This is a genomic window from Paenibacillus sp. 01T424, assembly GCF_056398745.1.
The window spans coordinates 1-3,920 of sequence record NZ_JBFTPZ010000095.1 but is presented as its reverse complement, the minus strand read 5'-3'; the positions used below and the strand labels follow the sequence as shown (position 1 = coordinate 3,920).

The 3,920-nt window shown below is 38.9% G+C and carries 3 protein-coding genes; 2 read left to right on the top strand and 1 reads right to left on the bottom strand.

What is annotated here, in order from left to right; translation table 11 throughout:
* The first annotated feature begins 370 nt into the window (after positions 1 to 370).
* Together AC1DPK_RS33930 and AC1DPK_RS33925 are read left to right on the top strand one after the other, a co-directional pair.
* Positions 371 to 922: a hypothetical protein gene (locus AC1DPK_RS33930; protein ID WP_477513003.1), complete on the top strand. Its 552-nt coding sequence runs from the start codon at positions 371 to 373 to the stop codon at positions 920 to 922.
* Positions 923 to 1,059: 137 nt separating this feature from the next.
* A complete protein-coding gene (locus AC1DPK_RS33925; RefSeq protein WP_339203223.1) occupies positions 1,060 to 1,527 on the top strand; it encodes a hypothetical protein in 468 nt (155 codons plus the stop codon).
* A gap of 1,141 nt (positions 1,528 to 2,668) precedes the next feature.
* On the opposite strand, the gene AC1DPK_RS33920 is transcribed toward AC1DPK_RS33925, so the two are convergent.
* A complete protein-coding gene (locus AC1DPK_RS33920) occupies positions 2,669 to 3,868 on the bottom strand; it encodes an IS110 family RNA-guided transposase (RefSeq protein WP_477513004.1) in 1,200 nt (399 codons plus the stop codon).
* Positions 3,869 to 3,920 lie beyond the last annotated feature (52 nt).

Below are 3,920 nucleotides of genomic sequence, written 5' to 3'. Positions count from 1 at the left end.
TGGAGATCCAAAGGAGTGACAAACAATCCTTGATTGGCATCATCGCCGTTAACTTGCTTAAATGAAGTAGAAAGATATGAATGTGTGTAACACTAAAAAGCTACAGGTTCAGGACAGGACTCTCCACTCCTATCCAAATCCTATAGTGCTCATCATGAGTACGGACCACCCTTCGGGGTGGTTTTTTTTTGTTTATAAGGTGACCTATCTGACAATGGCTGCGGTATAAGGATCTATCTAGTTGAACCATAATATGAACGGGCAGGATAGTTAAAGAGCTGTCGAGAATATTGTAATTAGAAATTGTTCAATAATTGTATAGAARGAAGACAGTGATAAGCGTTACTCTCCAAAAAAAAGAGGTGGAAACATGGCAATCCAGGATTCCGTTGAAAGTTATATTGAAATAAAAACACAAGAAGAGATGGATTGTTTTTTTGATTCTGTCAATGGATTTCATGATGGTTTAATTAAGGAATTCCACTTAATAAATGACGCATACATTGATAAACATTTATCAATGGTTTGCGGCTTTAAGTACAATATGAGAATCCTTATTCAACGTCAATGGGAAAAACCATCCGCTGTCGAACTCCTTCTAGGTGATGTTGTCGAAATGAACTTACCTAAATTGAATTACGAAATATATAATTCTTTTGGTACAATTCATATTTCTAAAGCCAATGAAACTCCTGAAATAACGATAAATCTCGATGGCAATGTATTTGTCTGTCGTAAAATGTTATATCGCGAAGTCTCCGAATGGATGGGAAGAGAAAGTCGATTTGGTGATGAAATTATAGTGAACAATTCTTTCCCAGTAGAGAAATTAGAGGATGGTTGGGTACTATGTTCAAACTGTTTTGAAGCGTGGCAACCGATTAATAGGAAAGTGTTAAAATGTCCGAAGTGTTTTTTTTGATGCAGAATTACAAACAACAGGCAGTCGGCGTTCGGCGGCTTGTTGAGCTAACAGGCAGTTTAACGCAGCATGCGACTTCAGAGTTATACTTATTATCGAGCATTAATAAATGTTCTAGGACGATGAGGGTGTGAAAAATGACTAGTAAAATTGTAGTTTGTAATGACATTGGTCCTTATTTAGAAGCATTGACTCGTGGTAATGAATATGAAGTGATAGCTGAGGATGAAGAAAAAGAACAGTTTAAAATAAAAGGTGACAACAACCGATCCAGGTGGTTTAAGAAGTATTATTTCGTAAGTTCTGGAATTAGTGTACCCGTTATAGTTAGTTGGAAATTTGACGATTCAGTTGAGGATTCAAGTGCGAATTCATTAGAACACATCGAGATCTCTATTTTATTTAATGATGGTCAGACGAGATGGTGTTCAATCTGTACGAAATCGGGGCTAATGGATTATTTAGAGCGAAATATGGATGGTAATGTATATTTAATTGAGAATCAAATAATTGTGAGGAGTTTTTCATATGAATCAGTCAATGATGCATTAAACGACTTAGACCAGCATAATCAATTGATAATTTCGACCAAATCATTGAACTAACGGTGAACGATAGTTGAACAATCARGGAGCAGTTTGCTGCAGCTGCTGCTCCATTAGTTTAATTACTTACAGGTAAAATGAGGGTTGGGTTCAAAATGAAAGGATAAACAAAATGAAAGTTTGGAGATTACTTTATAGTTCAAATGCCACAATATTAATGGTTAAAAATGATCAACTGCGAATTATTAATTTTGAAGGGAAAATAGATGATTTTATTCCTATTGAAATGAATGTGGTAAAGAAAGGTAAAAACAATGATTTTTATGGTTTTTTGCCTGAGATACCTATTATTTCTTTGGAAACAAAGGAGTTTCTTTCTCCATTCATTCAAAAGAGTGTGCAATTTCTTGATTTCAAATTGAAACAAGACATATGTGGTTTAAACGTGACTAATGTGATCGATTGTATCAATTATGATAAGTCTATAATTGAAGATGGTTCAATTATAAAAATTGAATTCGATAAAAGTAAGTTGGAGGTTCAATATATTTTTAAAATCCCTCAACATAAAATGATAGCTGTATATGTCACTGACGCTTTAAAAGATATTATTGAAAAATCACCTTTTAAGGGCTACGAATTCGTTGAAGTATGGGATTCAATGAACACGGGTGATGAAGAGAGAGWAAGAAAATTGAGATATGAGSAGGAAATTCAGAGAATAGAAAACATCGWAGGAAAGACTTATACTTGGTCSGAAGCCTATGAATTGGTTGARCAAGGTAAATCAGTTATTAGTAGCAAGTGGAAAATACAGARAAATAAAAACGGTGTTATTGTTCTAGGWGATTTRMTAGATRCTCWTAAATATCRSTGGATGSAACCGATGTTCTGGCCTCCAATTCTCTTTGACKTAACCTGGTATGAAACGGARAAATCAGATATATAATCGGWGMTTATAGTGACGAGGCTGYYGKCTTAGAGCGGCGACCTCGTTAAGCTATCGGGAAACGATAGTTCAATACTGACAGGGCTGCCGCTGCCGTATGGCAGTCTTTTGTTCAACTATTCTAGCTAATAGCTTGTCAATATTTAAAACTTAATGGATAAAGCCTATGATGTTATACTGAAAAAAGAGCATGCCAAATAACCATCCATAGGTGGATGGAGAAGCTTTCCTAAGCAGGATAGTGTTTCCTGATTAGGTCAGACGAAATGCTTCTTTATGGGTAAGAATCGCGAAAATCCAGTGAATGAGCTTATTTACACAGGCAATAACAGCCACTTTAAACGGCTTGCCCTCGGCACGCTTTTTATCGTAAAAGGCTCGGAGTTTTTGGTTGCGTGAGCTGCGCAGGCCGCATCGTACGGCTAGATATAAGGTTATTCGAAGTCTTCTGGAACCGCGTTTGGTAATCCTATTTCGGGTTGCTGTAAACTTGCCGGAAGAGAAGACGCTAGGGTCGACACCGGCAAATGCAACGAGCTTCTTTGCATGATCAAATCGATCGATCTCTCCGACTTCTGCCAGTATTGTTGCAGCAATTCTGGTGCCAATGCCGGGTATCGATTGGATCAACTCATACTCATGTAATTCTGCAGCCAGAGCATCTATGGACTGGTCGAGGTTTACTAGGTGCTCTTGGTACTGTAGAAGCAGATTAATGAGCAGTTCCAGCGAGATGAGATGGCTTGAAAAAGCAGTTTCCTTGAAAGGGTTTCGCTCCGCGGCAGCTGTTAGTTTCAGCGCGCGATCAAGCGCCCATGCGGAATTCGACCGTCCAGTAAGAGACTGAATCGTCGCTGTTATGTCATTCAGAGACTTAGTCAGCACCGCGGAAGAGGTAGGGTGAAGAGCCAGAAAACGAAGGGATACCTTCGAGTACAGGTCACCAAACACGCCACGGTATTCCGGAAAGACTTGATCAAGGACAGCCTGAAACTGCAGCTTCGCTTGCACATACATATCGGTTAGAGAATCATGCTGCCTTGTCAGATAGCGTAGATTCATCATAAATTGACCTCGTTTTTTGTACGGTTCTAATTCTTCCTTGTAGAACAATTCCCCTAGTTGATAGGCGTCCGCAATATCCGTTTTCACTTTGCGTAAGCTGGTTTTTTTGGCCTGGTGTGAAATTAACGGATTAATGACAATATACAAGTATTGATGTTCATCTAGAAACTGAATGACGGAGCTTTGGTAGTGTCCAGTTGCTTCTAACACTACTGCTGGACGCAGTCCAGTAATGCATTCGAGGTCCTGCAAAAAATTCAAGAAAGACGCCAGTCCCTCAAGATTATGCTCAAACTGAAAGATCTTTCCGTGCGGTATTCCTCGGTCAGTGAATGCTTGTGCATGACTTTCTCCTTTGGAAACATCCAGTCCGATGACAGGATTCATGTAACCACTCCTTGTTATATATTCGCCGGAAGCCCCTTCGCCGGAAGCCCCT

Coding starts and splice junctions, on each gene's coding strand:
- AC1DPK_RS33925 (WP_339203223.1), top strand. CDS start 1,060: ATGACTAGTAAAATTGTAGTTTGTAATGACATTGGTCCTTATTTAGAA.
- AC1DPK_RS33930 (WP_477513003.1), top strand. CDS start 371: ATGGCAATCCAGGATTCCGTTGAAAGTTATATTGAAATAAAAACACAA.
- AC1DPK_RS33920 (WP_477513004.1), bottom strand. CDS start 3,868: ATGAATCCTGTCATCGGACTGGATGTTTCCAAAGGAGAAAGTCATGCA.